15 protein-coding genes and 1 tRNA gene are annotated in these 15,110 nt (G+C 71.6%); 15 read left to right on the top strand and 1 reads right to left on the bottom strand.

Features of this window, described 5'->3' with window-relative positions:
- Window positions 1-194: 194 nt before the first annotated feature.
- The 5 genes from ASG28_RS07530 (at window position 195) to ASG28_RS07510 (ending at window position 7,209) form a co-directional block, all read left to right on the top strand.
- On the top strand, window positions 195-3,032 hold the full coding sequence (locus ASG28_RS07530; RefSeq protein WP_235477671.1) for an Rne/Rng family ribonuclease: 2,838 nt from the start codon (window positions 195-197) through the stop codon (window positions 3,030-3,032).
- A 69-nt stretch (window positions 3,033-3,101) separates the two neighbouring features.
- Window positions 3,102-3,857: a hypothetical protein gene (locus tag ASG28_RS07525; RefSeq protein ID WP_055973677.1), complete on the top strand. Its 756-nt coding sequence runs from the start codon at window positions 3,102-3,104 to the stop codon at window positions 3,855-3,857.
- Window positions 3,854-4,906, top strand: coding sequence for a permease (locus ASG28_RS07520; RefSeq protein ID WP_055973674.1), 1,053 nt, complete (start codon window positions 3,854-3,856; stop codon window positions 4,904-4,906). Before ASG28_RS07525 ends, ASG28_RS07520 begins: the two co-directional genes overlap by 4 nt.
- Window positions 4,896-5,768 (top strand): TIGR03943 family putative permease subunit, encoded by an 873-nt coding sequence (locus ASG28_RS07515; protein ID WP_082454490.1) that lies wholly within the window; start codon window positions 4,896-4,898, stop codon window positions 5,766-5,768. The genes ASG28_RS07520 and ASG28_RS07515 overlap by 11 nt, the downstream gene beginning before the upstream one ends.
- Window positions 5,769-5,829: 61 nt before the next feature.
- The gene (locus ASG28_RS07510) at window positions 5,830-7,209 is read left to right on the top strand and encodes a hypothetical protein (RefSeq protein ID WP_055973667.1); all 1,380 of its coding nucleotides are present in this window, start codon (window positions 5,830-5,832) and stop codon (window positions 7,207-7,209) included.
- Between the two features lie 34 nt (window positions 7,210-7,243).
- Here ASG28_RS07510 and ASG28_RS07505 read toward each other — a convergent pair whose 3' ends face one another.
- Complete coding sequence (locus ASG28_RS07505) at window positions 7,244-7,519, bottom strand: DUF4031 domain-containing protein (protein ID WP_369814155.1); 276 nt, start codon at window positions 7,517-7,519, stop codon at window positions 7,244-7,246.
- Between the two features lie 177 nt (window positions 7,520-7,696).
- On the opposite strand from ASG28_RS07505, the gene rplU reads away from it, so the two are divergent.
- From rplU to ASG28_RS07455, 10 genes are all read left to right on the top strand, one after another.
- Window positions 7,697-8,005 (top strand): 50S ribosomal protein L21, encoded by a 309-nt coding sequence (rplU, locus tag ASG28_RS07500; protein ID WP_055973663.1) that lies wholly within the window; start codon window positions 7,697-7,699, stop codon window positions 8,003-8,005.
- Window positions 8,006-8,023: 18 nt separating this feature from the next.
- Window positions 8,024-8,290 carry a 50S ribosomal protein L27 gene (rpmA, locus tag ASG28_RS07495; protein WP_055973660.1) on the top strand — a complete coding sequence of 89 codons (267 nt, stop codon included), beginning with the start codon at window positions 8,024-8,026 and terminating at the stop codon, window positions 8,288-8,290.
- A 144-nt stretch (window positions 8,291-8,434) separates the two neighbouring features.
- Window positions 8,435-9,985: a GTPase ObgE gene (obgE, locus tag ASG28_RS07490; RefSeq protein WP_055973657.1), complete on the top strand. Its 1,551-nt coding sequence runs from the start codon at window positions 8,435-8,437 to the stop codon at window positions 9,983-9,985.
- Window positions 9,982-10,827, top strand: coding sequence for a glutamate 5-kinase (proB, locus tag ASG28_RS07485; protein ID WP_055973654.1), 846 nt, complete (start codon window positions 9,982-9,984; stop codon window positions 10,825-10,827). The genes obgE and proB overlap by 4 nt, the downstream gene beginning before the upstream one ends.
- A 106-nt stretch (window positions 10,828-10,933) precedes the next feature.
- On the top strand, window positions 10,934-12,202 hold the full coding sequence (locus ASG28_RS07480; protein ID WP_055973651.1) for a glutamate-5-semialdehyde dehydrogenase: 1,269 nt from the start codon (window positions 10,934-10,936) through the stop codon (window positions 12,200-12,202).
- A gap of 38 nt (window positions 12,203-12,240) precedes the next feature.
- Entirely contained in the window at window positions 12,241-12,462 is a 222-nt protein-coding gene (locus ASG28_RS07475; RefSeq protein WP_043597092.1) for a hypothetical protein, read from the top strand.
- Window positions 12,463-12,479: 17 nt separating this feature from the next.
- Window positions 12,480-13,106: a nicotinate-nucleotide adenylyltransferase gene (gene nadD / locus ASG28_RS07470; protein ID WP_082383319.1), complete on the top strand. Its 627-nt coding sequence runs from the start codon at window positions 12,480-12,482 to the stop codon at window positions 13,104-13,106.
- Entirely contained in the window at window positions 13,103-14,317 is a 1,215-nt protein-coding gene (locus tag ASG28_RS07465; RefSeq protein ID WP_055973647.1) for a hypothetical protein, read from the top strand. The genes nadD and ASG28_RS07465 overlap by 4 nt, the downstream gene beginning before the upstream one ends.
- A gap of 62 nt (window positions 14,318-14,379) precedes the next feature.
- On the top strand, window positions 14,380-14,793 hold the full coding sequence (gene rsfS / locus ASG28_RS07460) for a ribosome silencing factor (protein WP_055973644.1): 414 nt from the start codon (window positions 14,380-14,382) through the stop codon (window positions 14,791-14,793).
- Window positions 14,794-14,994: 201 nt separating this feature from the next.
- Window positions 14,995-15,070 (top strand) — tRNA-Ala (locus ASG28_RS07455).
- Window positions 15,071-15,110: the final 40 nt, after the last annotated feature.

Here is a 15,110-nt window from a genome sequence, read left to right as displayed (position 1 = left end):
CGGGTGACCGAACGTGGCGTGTCCGACAAGGCGCGCCGTGAGAGGGCGCGGTGGTCAGGGGCAGGTGCGACGTCACCGCCCGACCACGACACGAGAATTCCTGCCGACGGCATGGCCTCGGCGGGGCGAGGAGCGCACCGCAAGTGGTGAACGACAACACAGACAACGACGGACGTCCGAAGAAGAGAAGGGGATTGTTCGCAGGCCTCAGGGCTCGCCAGGCGGCGGTCGACGCCGCCTCGGCGACGACCCCGGCCGCGCAGCAGCCAGCACTCCCTTCACCCGTCCGGACGACAGACGACGCCCAGGAGGCATCACCCGTGACCCACGAGACCGAGACCACCGACGAGCAGGTCGCGGCCCAGGCCCCGACCTCCGAGCCGTTCACCACCGACGCCGTCGCCGAGGCGTTCGTCGCCACGGCGACCCGGCCGGCCCAGGCGGACGACGAATCGTCCGCGTCGCCGATCCCGGCGAACCTGACGACCACGACGCTGATCTTCCACGCACCCGAGATCACCGTCCTGCCGGCACGCCCCGGGCGACGACAGCGCGACGACCGCGACGACCGGTACGACCGCGACGATTCGTGGGACGACGACCGCGATGGCGACGACGACCGTGACGAGCGCGACGACCGTGACGACCGCGAGCAGCAGCCCGCCTCACGCCGCCGTCAGCGCGGCCGCTCGCAGGACCGCGAAGAGCGCGACTCCGAGACCCGTGGTCGCGACCGCGACCGCGCGCCCCGTCAGGCGGAGCTCATCACCGAGCCGCAGCGCATCAAGGGCTCGACGCGTCTCGAGGCGAAGAAGCAGCGTCGCCGCGACGGCCGCGACGCCGGGCGCCGCCGCACCGTCATCACCGAGGCCGAGTTCCTCGCCCGTCGCGAGAGCGTCGACCGCAAGATGATCGTCCGCTCGTCGGGCGACCGCATCGAGATCGGCGTGATGGAGGACGGCACCCTGGCCGAGCACTACGTCGCCAAGGCGCAGAACGTGTCGCTCATCGGCAACGTCTACCTCGGTCGCGTGCAGAACGTGCTGCCCAGCATGGAAGCCGCCTTCGTCGACATCGGACGTGGCCGCAACGCCGTCCTCTACTCGGGCGAGGTCGACTGGGACTCCCTGACGACGGGCAACCAGCCCCGTCGCATCGAGCTGGCCCTCAAGCCCGGCGACCGCGTGCTCGTCCAGGTCACGAAGGACCCGGTCGGACACAAGGGCGCTCGTCTCACGAGCCAGATCTCGCTGCCGGGCCGCTACCTCGTCTACGTGCCCAACGGCTCGATGAACGGCATCAGCCGCAAGCTGCCCGACACCGAGCGTGCGCGTCTCAAGAAGATCCTCAAAGAGGCCCTGCCCGAGAACACCGGCGTCATCGTGCGCACGGCGGCCGAGGGTGCGACCGAAGAGCAGCTGACCCTCGACGTCAAGCGCCTCACGAACCAGTGGGCCGACATCGAGAAGAAGGTCGCGGCGGGCAACGCCCCGAACCAGCTGCACTCCGAGCCCGACCTGCTGATCAAGATCGTGCGCGACGTCTTCAACGAGGACTTCCACGAGATGGTCATCGACGGTGACGAGGCGTTCGACACGCTGCAGTCCTACCTGTCGGCCGTGGCCCCCGACCTCATGGACCGCGTCAAGCGCTACGAGGGCGACAAGGACGCGTTCGACGAGTACCGCCTCAACGAGCAGATCGAGAAGGCCCTCGACCGCAAGGTCTGGCTGCCCTCGGGCGGCTCGCTCGTCATCGACCGCACCGAGGCGATGACCGTCGTCGACGTCAACACCGGCAAGTTCGTCGGCTCGGGCGGCAACCTCGAAGAGACGGTCACCAAGAACAACCTCGAGGCCGCCGAAGAGATCGTCCGTCAGCTGCGTCTGCGCGACATCGGCGGCATCATCGTCGTCGACTTCATCGACATGGTGCTCGAGTCCAACCGCGACCTCGTGCTGCGTCGCCTGGTCGAGTGCCTCAGCCGTGACCGCACCAAGCACCAGGTCGCCGAGGTCACGTCGCTCGGGCTCGTCCAGATGACGCGCAAGAAGCTGGGCCTCGGCCTGGCCGAGTCGTTCTCCGAGGCCGGCAGCGCCGCGCGCGTCCAGGAGCAGCAGCCCCGCAAGGGCGGCCAGCAGGGCGATCGCCGACGGGGCGGCCAGGCCGGCGGGTCCGGCAAGTCGGGCGGCAACGGCCACAACACGGGCGCCGGTGCGGGCACCGCTCCGCAGTCCGGTCGTGGCGGCCCCTCGGCGCCGACCGGTGGGGCGCACCCCACGACGGGCACCCACGCCATCACCGACGACGTGAAGAACGCCCTCTCGCGCATCGCGGCGAGCACCATCGCCCACGCCGAAGAAGGCGGCGTCAAGGACGACGACGCGGCCAGCCAGGCCGCGGCGGCCGTCGAGGCCGCCATCGACGCCGCAGCGGCGGGCGCCACGAAGGCCGAGCCGGCTGCCGAGACCACCGGTGACACCACGGACGACGGCCGTCGCGGTCGTTCGGGACGCAAGGGTCGCCGTGGTTCGTCCCGCGCCGCCCGCGAGGCAGGCGAGACCACCGACGAGTCGGCACGCGCCGAGTCGGCACCCGCCGAGTCGACGACCACCGACTCGAGCGCCGGCGTGATCGAGATCCCCGCGGCGGCTCCGGCCGAGCGGTCGGCCCCGGCCGCTGCCGAGGCCGCACCCGTCGACGAACCCACGGAGGCGCCGGTCGCGAAGACCACGGAGCGTCGCCGCTCGTCGGCCACGGTCTCGACCCCGGACGCCACGGTCGCGATCCTCGACATCCCCGTGGCGACCACGCGTCGCGAGCCTCGTCGCATCAGCAGCCAGGACGCCGAGCAGCTGCTCGACTCGGTGCTGGGTGCGTTGCCCGAGCCGAAGCAGCCCGGACAGGGGCGTTCGCGTTCGCGCCGCGCCTCCAGCCAGGGCACGACCGCGGCGGCTCCGGCCGAGCCGACGGCGTCCGGCGAGTCCGGTCCGTTCATCCTGGGCGTGGGGGTCAGCTCCGACGATCTGTGAGTCGTCTAGGGTGACTTCGTGCCTCTGACCCAGCCCGGAACCCCGACCGTCAGGTCGAGGTTCCGGGCTGTGTCCGTCTCGGCCTCGGGGCCCGAGGGGCGCGAACGTCTGCTCGTGGCGGGCACGGCCCTCGTCGTCGTCCTGGTGGCCCGCTTCGCCCTCGGTCTCGTCGCCCTCGTCGGGTCGGCGGTCGGCTTCTCGGTGACGGCGTTCCCCAGCGGGTTCGTCGCGACGCCGGTCGGGCAGTTCCTCGGCAGCTTCGTGCTCTACCCGTTCCCGTTCTACGTCGCCTCGTTCGTCGTGCTCGTCGCCGTCCGGCCGCTGACGCCGCGGTCCGACCTCCGGACGGTGGTCCGCCACGCGGTCGTCGCGGGCGGCGTCGGGACGATCGCGTTGGCGGTCGTCGGAATCGTCCCGGGCATCGTGCTCTCGATCGACGGCGGCACCTGGGTGAACCTCGCCCTCTACCTGACGACCATCCCGCTGTCGGCCGGCATCGTCGACACGGCCCTGCTCGTCGCCGGCGCCGTGCTCGCCCGACTGTGGCTGGGCGGCGGCGAGGGTGACGAGGTCTGGGCGGTCGAGCCCGCGCCCCGGGCCGCCGAGGCCGAGGCGGACGACGACGCGACCGACGTCGACGACGACACCGCGCCTCCTGCCGTCGCGGACGACCGGCTCACCCGCCTCCCGACGATCGTCTCCGCGGGGCCGTCGGCCCCCGTCGTGCCGCCCGAGCGTCCCGTCGTGCCGGCGCACCCGGCCCCCGCACCGGACGACTGGTCGCGCTTCGCGCCCCCCGCCGGTCCGAGCGAGGACGACCGATGAGCGCTCCCGTCCAGGAGCGCACCGAGCACGCCGGGCACGGCGTCGGTCGTCGTGCGCGCCGGGCGCCGTCGCGCGTCCCCCTGCTCGTGGCCGGAGGGCTCGTGCTCGCCGTGCTCGTGGCGGTCCGCCTCGCCTCGCCCCTGCTCGGCCCGGGTCTGCTGCCGAACGCACTGCAGGACTTCGTCACGCTGACCATCAGCGTCATCGTCGAGTCCATGCCGTTCGTCCTGCTCGGCATCGTGCTGTCCATCGTCGTTCAGGAGTGGCTGCCGCAGGCGTTCTTCTCGTCCTGGCTGCCCAAGAGGGGGCTGCCCCGTCGCGCGGTCATCTCGTTCCTCGGCATGTTCCTGCCGGTCTGCGAGTGCGGCAACGTGCCGTTGGCGCGCGGCCTCGTGCTCAAGGGCTTCACGGTCTCGGAGTCCATGACCTTCCTGCTGGCGGCGCCGATCCTCAACCCGATCACGATCATCACCACGCACCAGGCGTTCGGGTGGGACAACGGCATCCTCGTGGCCCGGCTGATCGGCGGGTTCGTCATCGCGAACCTGATCGGCTGGCTGTTCAGCAAGCACCCGAACCAGCAGAGCCTGCTCACCTCGTCGTTCGCGGCCGAGTGCCGGGTCGACGACGGCCACGCGCACGGGCGGGGTCGCACGGCGAAGAGCGTCGACCTGTTCCGCCGCGAGATGTCGACGATGATGCCGGCGCTCTTCATCGGGGCGGCCATCGCCGGCGCGATCCAGACGATCGTGCCGCGGTCGGTGCTCGTGACGCTCGGCAGCAACCCGGTCTGGTCGGTGCTGGCGATGATGGTGCTGGCCTTCGTCATCTCGATCTGCTCGAACGTCGACGCGTTCTTCGTGTTGCCGTTCGCCTCGACGTTCATGCCCGGCGGCATCGCCGCCTTCCTCGTCTTCGGCCCCATCATCGACGTCAAGATGCTGGCCCTGCTGCGGACGACCTACACACCCAAGGTGCTCGGGCAGGTCACCCTCGTGGTGGCCCTGACGAGTGCCGCGATCGGACTGGTGGTCAACTATGTCGCCTAGCCCTGCTCCCGGCCCCTGGCGCCGACTGCTCGACCGGTGGCAGGGGGTGCTGCTGACGCTCGTCGTCGGCGTCGCGACCCTCTGGCTCGCCGCGACCGGCCAGCTCGTGCTGTACATCCACCCCCGGTACGACGTCTTCACGGTCGTGATGATCCTCATCGGCATCGCGTTGTCGCTGGCCACGCTGGCGTTCTCGCCCGTCCGGGACGACGACGCGCACGACGGCCACGACCACGACCACGACCACGACGGACGTCTCGCCGCGGCCGAGGTGCCCGCGGCCGAGGGCGCCCTCCGCCCGCGCCGACGCCGGCCGGTCGCCACGGGTGCCCGCCGCCTCGCCTTCTCGGCGGGCGTCGCCGTCACCGCGGCCATCGCGATCGCCGTCGTCGCCCTGCCCCCGGCCACCCTCACCAGTGCCACGGCCGGCCAGCGCGACGTGAACTCGTCGACCGCGGCGCTCGACCGCACGACCGTGGCCGACGCGACCGGCGCCTCCTCGGACGCCTACCGGTCGTTCAGCGTCCTCGACTGGGCCGGCCTGCTGCGGCAGACGACCGACCTCGCCTTCTACGAGGGCAAGACCGCCGACGTAGTCGGCTTCGTCACGCCGTCCGACACCGACCCCGACGACGTCTTCTACGTCTCGCGCTTCGTCATCACCTGCTGCGCGGTCGACGCCCAGCCCGTCGGCGTGCCGGTCTACCTGCCGGGCTGGCAGGACCAGGTCGCCGCCGACGACTGGGTCGAGGTCACGGGTGGCTTCGACACCAACCGCAGCAGCTCGAGCCAGGACCCCGTCGCCCTCGTGCCCGACGACGTCACGACCGTGGGACAGCCCAGTGACCCGTACCTCTACTGAGGGCGGGCGGGGCCGGGGCACGACGGGAGGGGCCACGCCCGACCCGTTCGCCTCCGACCCCGTGTTCCTCACCGAGCAGGACGCCCGTGAGGCCGGCGCCCGCTGGCGCACGCGGTGGATCGCCGTCGTCACCGTGCTCGCGGTCGTCTGCGCCGCCTTCGTCGGGCTGACCTACTTCCAGGGTCCGAAGGCGGGCGAGACGCAGGTCGACACGACGGCCGTGGTCGAACGTCCCGGCCAACAGCTGCGGGTGTTCGCCAACCAGGCGCTCGCCCACGTCGACGCTTCGCAGGTGGTCGTGACGCCCGCGGCCGCGTTCACGGTGCAGACCTCGGGCGACGTGGTCGCGGTGACCTTCACCGTCCGGCTCGCCTACGACACCGACTACCACGTCCGCATCGGCGGCGTCTCGAGCGTCTACCAACGACAGACCTCGACCCTGGAGGCGCGGTTCAGCACGCCCCCGGCGACGCTGTACCGGCTCGTGCGGGGCACCGGCGGGGCCGACGACCACATCGAACGAGCCGGGCTGCGGGGCTCCGATCGCACGACCGTCTGGTCGGCGCCGCGCATCCAGGCCTATGAGGTGTTCGACTCGGCGGTCGCGGTCGTCACGGACGACGGGACGCAGAGCAGCCTCAGCCTCGTGTCGCTCGACGGGGCCGCCGTCGAGACCCTCCCCGTGCCCGACCAGCCGGGCCTGATCACGCGCTTCGCGGCCGACCGAGCCACCACGACGCTGGCGTTCTCGTTCCGTCCCACGGGCTCGGACGTCGAGACGCTCTACACGCTGCCCTTGCAGGGGCAGCGGGCGGTGGCCCCGGTCCTCGGACTCTCCGGGCAGCCCGTCGAACCGGCCGGCTGGGCCTTCGTGCCGGGTGAGGACGTCGTCGTCGTCCAGGCCGTCGACGACTCGGTGAGCGTCATCGACCTCTCGGGAGTCGACCCGGTCCGCCCGGTCGGCACGTACTCGCTGTTGCAGGGCGTCTCGCTCGACGGCACCACCCTGATCGCGGCGTCGGCCATCGCGTCCATGGTCGTCGACCTCGCCACGGGGGACGAGCGCCCCCGCGCGCCCGCACCGGTCGACGGGGTCCTCCCGTTCGCCGGACCCCTCGTGGCCCTCGACTCCGACCACGTCGTGCAGCAGGTGTCGGTGCCGTCCGACGACGGGCTCACGTACCGCACGCTCGTGGTCGCCGACGACGGCACCACGTCGCGGACGCTCTGGCAGCCCCCGAGCGCGACGGGTGTGATCGAGGGCTTCGACGTCTCGCCGAACGGGCAGTACCTGGCGGTCCAGTCGGTCGGGGACGCGACGACGCCGACGGACTACTCGTACACGATCGACCCCGTGGCCGACGGGGTCACGACCACCATCGTCGACATCGCCTCGGGTGCGGTCGTGGCCAGCTACGAGGGCTTCGACACGACCTGGTGACCGCGCTGGGCGGGGTCATCCGGTGGACGGGGGCTCAGGCCGTGAGACCGCGTTTGACCCGCTGGGACACCCGTAGTCCGCTGCGCTCGAGACGGCGGGCCAGGTCGAGGCCCGTCACGGCGACGGCGCCCCCGGCGATCAAGTCGGCCCGTCGTGACTCGGGCACGTCGTAGTGGTCGTGGTCGAAGCCGCGGCGGGGGATGCCGTGACGCGCGGCGAAGGCGTGCAACTCGTCGTACGAGTCGTCGCTCACCAGGTGTGCCCACAGGGTGTCGTGGGCCGGCCACACGGCCTCGTCGATCAGGATCACGCCCTGGATGCTAGTCGTCGGCCCGCCGACGGGCGCGCGAGTCCCCGAGCGGAGGAGGCGCGGGGCCGGCCGGTGGACGCGTTGACGGCCCCAGCGGCCCCCTGTACGATGGGCGGTTGGTGCGCGCTGGCTCGAGGCCGTGTCGTGCCGGACACCCCCAACTCTTAAGGAACAGTCATGGTCTACGCAGTCGTGCGCGCCGGTGGTCGGCAGGAGAAGGTCGAGGTCGGCACGATCGTCACCCTCGATCGCCTCAAGGCCGCCGAGGGCGACGCCATCACCCTTCCCGCCGTCCTCCACGTCGACGGTGACACGGTCACCTCGGCCGCCGACGACCTGGCGAAGATCACCGTGACCGCCGAGGTGCTGAACGACCTGCGCGGCCCGAAGATCGTCATCCAGAACTACAAGAACAAGACCGGTTACAAGCGTCGCATGGGCTTCCGTGCCGACCTGACCCGCGTCAAGATCACCTCGATCAACTGAACCAGGGGCTGAGAACACATGGCACACAAAAAGGGCGCATCGTCCACCCGCAACGGTCGTGACTCGAACGCGCAGCGCCTCGGCGTGAAGCGCTTCGGCGGCCAGGTCGTCCTGGCCGGCGAGATCATCGTCCGTCAGCGCGGCACCCACTTCCACCCCGGCGTGAACGTCGGCCGCGGCGGCGACGACACCCTCTTCGCCCTCGCCCCCGGCTCGGTCGAGTTCGGCGCCAAGGGCGGCCGCAAGGTCGTCAACATCGTCGCCTCCACGACGGCGACGGTCTAGCACGACCACGCGGCGTCGACACACGACCCGCATCGGCGGCCCCTCGCGGGTCGCACCGTCTGGGGCGAGCATCCTGCTCGCCCCAGACGTGTTTGACCCGGGCAGCTCGCACCGGCACGCACAGACAAAGAGATCAAGCACCTCATGGCCACATTCGTCGACCAAGTGACCCTCCACCTCCGCGCCGGCAACGGCGGCAACGGCTGCGTGTCCGTCAAGCGCGAGAAGTTCAAGCCGCTGGCCGGCCCCGACGGGGGCAACGGCGGTCACGGCGGCGACGTCGTCATCGTCAGCGACAGCGGCGTCACGACGCTGCTCGGGTTCCACCGTGCCCCGCACCGGTCCAGTGACAACGGCGGCTTCGGCATGGGAGACCACCGTGCCGGCACGAACGGCGAGACCCTCGAGCTCGTCGTCCCCGTGGGCACGGTCGTCAAGTCCGCCGACGGCACCGAGCTGATCGACATGGTCGAGCCCGGCATGCGCTACGTCGCCGCCGAGGGCGGCATCGGCGGGCTGGGCAACGCGGCCCTCTCGTCGACCAAGCGCAAGGCCCCCGGCTTCGCCCTGCTGGGCACCCCCGGCTGGGCCGGGGACGTGCTTCTCGAACTGAAGGTCGTCGCCGACATCGCCCTGGTGGGCTACCCGTCGGCCGGCAAGTCGAGCCTCGTCGCCGCCCTGTCGGCCGCGAAGCCGAAGATCGCCGACTACCCCTTCACGACGCTGCACCCCAACCTCGGCGTCGTCGAGTCGGGTGACACGCGCTACACGGTCGCCGACGTCCCCGGGCTGATCGAGGGTGCCAGCGAGGGCAAGGGGCTCGGGCTCGAGTTCCTGCGCCACGTCGAGCGCTGCTCGGCGCTGCTGCACGTCCTCGACTGCGCGACCCTCGACCCGGGCCGCGACCCGCTGACCGACCTCGACGTCATCCTGCGCGAACTCGAGGCCTATCCCGTCCCCGACGGTCAGAAGCCGCTGCTCGACCGCCCGCAGCTGATCGCGCTCAACAAGGTCGACGTGCCCGACGGTCGCGAGCTGGCCGACTTCGTCACGCCCGAGCTCGAGGTCCGCGGCTACCGGGTCTTCGAGATCTCCGCCGTGAGCCACGAGGGCCTGCGCAACCTGTCCTTCGCCCTGGCCGAGGTCGTCGAGACCAGCCGGGCCGAGATCGCGGCGCGCCCCGCGCCTCCTCGCATCGTCATGCGCCCCCGCGCCGTCAACGAGAAGCCCTTCGTCATCAGGGTCGAGGGCGGCACCTACGGCAACGTGTACCGCATCCTGGGCCAGAAGCCCGAGCGCTGGGTCGTGCAGACCGACTTCAACAACGAAGAGGCCGTGGGGTACCTCGCCGACCGGCTCAACGCCATCGGCGTCGAGGACGCCCTGTTCAAGGCCGGCGCGCAGGCCGGTTCGACGGTCGTCATCGGCCCCGAGGGCGGCATCGTCTTCGACTGGGAGCCCACCCTCACCTCGACGGCCGAGCTGATGACGAGCGCCCGTGGCACCGACCCGCGCCTGATCCAGAACGACCGCCCGACCCGCAACCAGCGTCGTGAGGAGTATTTCGAGCGCATGGACGCCAAGGCCGAGGCCCGCGCCGAGCTGCAGCGCGAGCGCGCTGCCGGCCTGTGGACCGACGACGAGGGGTTCCTGGTGAAAGAGGGCGACGACGTCGAAGGCGACGAGCGGGCGTGACCGGGGGCGTCGTCGACCGCGCCGGCCTCGGTACGGCCCGTCGCATCGTGGTCAAGGTCGGCTCGTCGTCGATCAGTGGTGAGAACGCGGGCCAGATCGAGCCGCTGGTCGACGCCCTCGCCGCGACGTACGGTCGAGGTGCCCAGGTCGTGCTCGTCTCGTCCGGGGCCATCGCCACGGGCCTGCCGCACCTGCGGGTCGACTCCCGGCCGACCGACCTCGCGACCCAGCAGGCGGCCGCCGCCGTCGGGCAGAACGTCCTCATCTACCGGTACCAGCAAAGTCTGCGCCGCTACGGCATCGTGGCCGGGCAGGTGCTGTTGACCGCCGGCGACATGCAGAACCCGACGCACCGCAGCAACGCCCAGCGCGCCATGGAGCGCCTGCTCGAACTGCGCATCCTGCCGATCGTCAACGAGAACGACACCGTCGCCACCCACGAGATCCGCTTCGGCGACAACGACCGGCTCGCGGCGCTGGTGTCGCAGCTGATCGGTGCCGACGCGCTCGTGCTGCTCAGCGACGTCGACGCCCTGTACACCCGGCCGCCGCACGAACCCGGCGCCGTCGCCCTCGTCGACGTGCCCTTCGGGGACGAGCTCGCCGGGGTCACCTTCGGCGAGGCCGGCGCGGCCGGCGTCGGGACCGGAGGCGCGGGCACGAAGGTCGCGGCCGCCCGGTTCGCGGCCGAGGCCGGCACACCCGTCCTCGTGACGAGCACCGGCAACGTCGCCCGGGCCCTCGCGGGCGAGCAGGTCGGCACCTTCTTCGAGGCGGCGGGAGCCGCGGGGTCGGGACCTGCGGCGGGGGACGCCGGGTCCGCGGGCGAGCGACCGGCCTGACCCGCGCCTCCCGGGTGTCGTCGGGGCGAGCGGCGGCGACCGGGGCGACCGGCGGCGATCGTCGGCGGTCTCGCGGGACGGGGGGAGCGGCGCATAGGCTTCGTGCATGTCGCTCATCGATGCCCCGGCCCCGTCGCTCACCGACAAGCTGACCGCCGCCAAGGCCGCCTCGCGCGTGCTCGCCACCGCGACGGCCGACCGCAAGGACGCGGGGTTGCGGGCCGTCGCCGCCGCCCTGGTCGCGAACGTCGACCGCATCGTCGCGGCCAACGAGCTCGATCTGGCGAACGCGCGCGAGAACGGCGTCGGTGCGTCACTCCAGGACCGCCTGCGACTCGACTCCGGTCGACTGGCCGGGCTCGCGTCGGCCACCGAGCTGGTGGCCTCGCTCGTCGACCCGGTCGGCGAGTCGGTGCGGGGCAAGGTGCTGCCGAACGGGCTGCGCCTCGACCAGGTCCGCGTGCCGTTCGGTGTGGTGGGTGCGATCTACGAGGCCCGGCCCAACGTGACGGTGGACATCGCGGCGCTCGCCCTGAAGAGCGGCAACGCGGCCGTCCTGCGCGGCGGCAGCGCGGCGCAGCAGTCCAACCGCGTGCTGGTCGAGGTCATGCGCGAGGCGCTGGCCGAGGTGGGACTGCCCGCCGACGCCGTCGTCACCATCGACGAGTTCGGCCGCGACGGGGCCGGTGAGCTGATGCGGGCCCGAGGGCTGGTCGACGTGCTGATCCCACGGGGCAGCGCCGAATTGATCGACACCGTCGTCCGCGAGTCGACGGTGCCGGTCATCGAGACCGGAGCCGGGGTCGTTCACGTCTTCCTCGACGCCAGCGCCGACGAGGGCTGGGCCGTCGACATCGTGCAGAACGCCAAGGTGCAGCGGCCGAGCGTGTGCAACGCCCTCGAGACGCTGCTCGTCCACCGCGACGCGGCGGACCGCCTGCTGCGACCGGTGCTGGGTGCCCTGCGCGCCTCCGGGGTGACGATCCACGGCGACCGGCGCACGCTCGAGGTGTTCCCGGACGGCGTGCCGGCCACCGACGACGACTGGGCGACGGAGTACATGGGGCTCGACCTCGCGGTCCGGGTCGTGGCCGACGTCGACGAGGCCATGGCCCACATCGCCCGATGGTCGACCCACCACACCGAGTCGATCGTGACCAACGACCTGGCGACCGCCGAGCGGTTCCTCGCCGAGGTCGACAGCGCGGTCGTCATGGTCAACGCCTCGACCCGCTTCACCGACGGCGGCGAGTTCGGCTTCGGGGCCGAGGTCGGCATCTCGACTCAGAAGCTCCACGCCCGTGGACCGATGGGGCTCGCCGAACTCACGAGCACCAAATGGGTCGTGCGGGGCCAGGGCCAGGTGCGCGGGTAGACTGTCCGACGATCGTCACCGCCTGAACGGGAGAACCCATGCTCGACGCCTCGCTGCTGCTCGCCGAAGCCCACGAAGAACTCGCACCGCTGATCGCCCCGGCCCCGGTCATCGCCGGCGTCTTCGCCATCGCGTTCCTCGTCCTCGGCTACGTGGTCTTCAGCTACCGCGACGTCGCCAACCGTTCGCTGCGCAAGGCGAACAAGCTCGACCACCACGACGGTCCGATCGACGAGTTCGGTCACCCCGAGAAGCACTGACCGCCGAGGCCACCGAGATGGTCGTGACGGGCGCCACCGTGCCCGACGGCGAGGGCGTCAGGCGACCCCGCGTCGGCATCATGGGCGGCACGTTCGACCCGATCCACCACGGGCACCTGGTCGCGGCCAGCGAGGTCGCGCAGTCGTTCCACCTCGACGAGGTCGTCTTCGTGCCGACCGGCCAACCGTGGATGAAGCCCGAGGTCAGCGAGGCCGAGCACCGCTACCTCATGACGGTCATCGCCACGGCGTCCAACCCGACCTTCACGGTCAGCCGCGTCGACGTCGACCGCGAGGGTCCGACCTACACCATCGACACCCTGCGCGACATCCGTCGCCTGCGTCCGACGGCCGAGCTCTTCTTCATCACCGGCGCCGACGCCGTGGCCCAGATCCTCGACTGGAAAGACGTCCAAGAGCTCTGGGACCTCGCCCACTTCGTCGCCGTCTCCCGTCCGGGGCACGACCTCAGCGTTAGCGGTTTGCCCGAGAGCGACGTAAGCTTGCTCGAAGTCCCCGCACTGGCCATCTCGTCGACCGATTGCCGCGCCCGGGTGGGTCGAGACTTTCCGGTGTGGTACTTGGTCCCCGACGGCGTCGTCCAGTACATCTCCAAGCACCATCTGTATCGGAGCGTTTCATGAGCACGTCCGACGGTCAGCCGCCCCTCACCCGGCGACAGATCCGCGACCTCGAGCGAGCCCGCGAGGGCGGTCAGGCCATCACCGGCGCCGTGCCCGTGGTGCCCGCTTCGACCTCCACGCCCGCCCCACGCGCTGCCGCCGGCGCGACGGGCGACGTGCCGCTGCCGACGCCGGTTCCCTCGTCCGCCGCGCTGCGGGAGGTCCCGCCACCCGCGCCCGGTTCGGTCGTCGACCCCGGCACCGGCCTGACCCGCCGACAGATGCGTGCCCTGCGCGACGCCAGCCAGTCCCGCGACGCCTCTCCCGTGCCCCTGCAGGCCCCGGCCCCCGAACCCCGTCGTCCGCTGGCCGACGCGCTCAACACGGTCGACGAGATCGCCCCCGCCGCCGACCGACCGGTCTCCGCGCCCGGCGCGGCCGTCCCGGCTCCGGCAGCGGTCCGCCCCGCCTCGGCGCCCGTGCCGTCCGCTGCGTCGGATGATGACGCCGACTCGTCGGGTGACGCCCCCGGGCCCCGACGCACGGGTGCGGCGCCCACGGTCCCTCCGGTGTCCTCGACCCCCACGCCGACGTCGACGCCGACCGTCTTCCCGTTCGCGTTGTCCGACGAGCAGGGCCGCGGCGGACAGGGCTCGCCGAGCGCGCCTCCTGCCCCGTCCCGCCCCGTGGCGTCGACGACGCCGCGCCCGTCCGGTGCCGCTTCGGCGCCCGAGCAGCGCGACGAGCCGTCCGACGCCGCGCCCGTCGTGGCGTCCGGTCACTGGTCGACCCAGTCCGACGAGCCCGACGCGCAGTCCGTCCCGGGCCGTCAGCTCGGCACCAGCACGGGTCAGCAGAACGCCTTGATCCTCACCGACGCTCAGGTCGCCGACGTGACCGGTGCGCTCAACGCGACCGGCGAGATCATCATCACGGGCTCGATCGACCTGCCCCGCAGCCTGGCGTCGACCGGCTCGCAGGCGCGGATCGACAACTCCGACATGGACCGCATCCTCGAGCAGGGCGACGCCGAGCAGGCGTCGAGCGACGCCGAGCCCGTCCGCGCCAGCCGGGCCATCAGCACGCACACGTCCACCCGCGCCGTCGTGCTGGCCGCGTCGCAGCCCAAGGGCAACCACCTCCCGCTGATCCTCGGCATCTCGGGCGGCGTCCTGGGCCTCGGTATCATCGGCTTGATCATCGGTGGCTTCGCCACCGGGGTGCTGGGCTGAGGTCCGACCCACCCGAACCGACCCCGGTCGGCCCGCATCACCACCTACCCCCTAAGGAACACGTGACAGCCACCCCTCGTGCCATCGAGCTGCTGCAGATCGCCGCACGCGCGGCCGACGACAAGCAGGCCGACGACCTCGTCGCCCTCGACGTGTCCGGCCCCCTGCCCCTGACCGACGTGTTCCTGCTCGCCACGGGCCGCAGCGAACGCAACGTGGTCGCTATCGCCGGCGAGATCGAGGACAAGATGCTCGAGGCCGGCGTCAAGACGCTCCGCCGCGAGGGTCGTGCCGAGGGCCGTTGGGTCCTGCTCGACTTCGGTGACGTCGTCGCGCACGTCTTCCACGACGAGGACCGTCAGTACTACGCGCTCGAGCGCCTCTGGAGCGACTGCCCGACGATCCCTCTCGACGTGCTGACCGAGTCGGCCACGGCACCGGCCGAGGTCGCAGCCGACGCACCGGCCGAGGCCTAGTCGGCCCGCGCCTCCTTTGGTTCGCCGCGTCGGCGAGATGTCACGACATGCCGCTCACCTCTGGAGGTGGGCGGCATGTCGCGTCTTCTCGGCGGCCCGCGATGAGGGCTCGAGTCGGGGTGAACTTGCGCCCTCGAAAAATGTAGTAATGTAGACGAGTTGCTTCCGACGGGGTGAAAACCTCACAAGAGCAACAGTTCTGGGTCTGTGGCGCAGCTGGTAGCGCACCTGCATGGCATGCAGGGGGTCAGGGGTTCGAGTCCCCTCAGATCCACCAGAACGGGTTCGAGAGAACCACACGAAGGCCCCTCCTCGAG

Origin of the sequence: Frigoribacterium sp. Leaf415 (assembly GCF_001424645.1) — a bacterium.
Lineage (GTDB): Bacteria > Actinomycetota > Actinomycetes > Actinomycetales > Microbacteriaceae > Frigoribacterium.
Note: the sequence above shows the minus strand (reverse complement) of the source record. Positions and strands in the feature narration are given on the sequence as shown.